The sequence below is a fragment of the Bartonella sp. AP88HLJMH genome (assembly GCF_042195605.1).
Taxonomy (GTDB): Bacteria; Pseudomonadota; Alphaproteobacteria; order Rhizobiales; family Rhizobiaceae; genus Bartonella.
In genome coordinates, this window is sequence record NZ_JBHIOR010000099.1 from 1 (window position 1) to 898 (window position 898).

2 protein-coding genes are annotated in these 898 nt (G+C 44.5%); both read left to right on the forward strand.

What is annotated here, in order from left to right; translation table 11 throughout:
- On the forward strand, positions 1 to 396 hold a 396-nt coding region (locus ACFIMA_RS09785; RefSeq protein WP_375693458.1), incomplete at its 5' end, for a phage major tail tube protein.
- A gap of 9 nt (positions 397 to 405) precedes the next feature.
- Complete coding sequence (locus ACFIMA_RS09790) at positions 406 to 819, forward strand: hypothetical protein (protein WP_375693785.1); 414 nt, start codon at positions 406 to 408, stop codon at positions 817 to 819.
- Positions 820 to 898: the final 79 nt, after the last annotated feature.

Here is an 898-nt window from a genome sequence, read left to right on the forward strand (position 1 = left end):
GGCTCTGATATGCAAATTGATGTGAGCGGTCTTGGTGTCAAAGCCCTTGGCTTGCAAATGAAAATCCGCAGCCATACCCCCGAAATTATCGGCATCTTTGGTGGTCCTCCTGGTCTTCGTCATAAATTCACTGGCAAAAAACATGTGATCTCTGAAGAAGATGGGCGTGAGCATGAACATTCCATTGATGTAACAGGGCGCTTGGTCAAAGTCGATAGCGAAGGCTTAACGGCTGGAAAAGCGACAGGCTATGATTGCGAGATCAAAAATATTTGGGATTATACGGAATTTTGGGATGGTTCTGTTTTGCACCGCTTTTCTTTTAAACGGGGCGGCTGGCTTGTCCGCAACGGGCAAGAGATCGGTTCTCGCCGCCGCTCTATTCTCAATTTATAGGAATTGATCATGACAAGTTTACAAACCAGCATTGACGTGGAATTGCAGGTTCCGCTTCCTTATCAAGATAAAAGTGGCAAAGAAACTCTCTGCAAGAAACTGACCTTTTATCGCCCCACTTTTAAGCATGCCAAGCAATTAGCGGTGCTCATTGGACCACAATTGACAGAGCTGCTGCTTCCTGAGTTTGGAGAGCAAAAAACAACTTTGAGCAATGATGTGCTTATCACGAAGCTTTCTCAAGTTTTGTTCACAAGTGAGGCAACAGAAGGCATCACAGCACTTTTGGCTGATATGTCACATGAATCTATTGAATTGATTGATCGAGTTGATGTGATGGATATTGTCGCAATATTGAAGGCTTTTTTTGCTTTTTTTACGCAACGCCAATCCTCTCTGCCAGACAATTTGGAGCAGAACTAGCCCTTTATTATCACTGGGCGCCTTCAGAGATTAACCAGATGGATTGGCTGGATGTGATTGCCTATCGAGAAGAACTCGC

Bases quoted from the DNA above. Each gene is read 5' to 3' on its own strand.
- ACFIMA_RS09790 (WP_375693785.1), top strand. From the start codon at position 406: ATGACAAGTTTACAAACCAGCATTGACGTGGAATTGCAGGTTCCGCTT.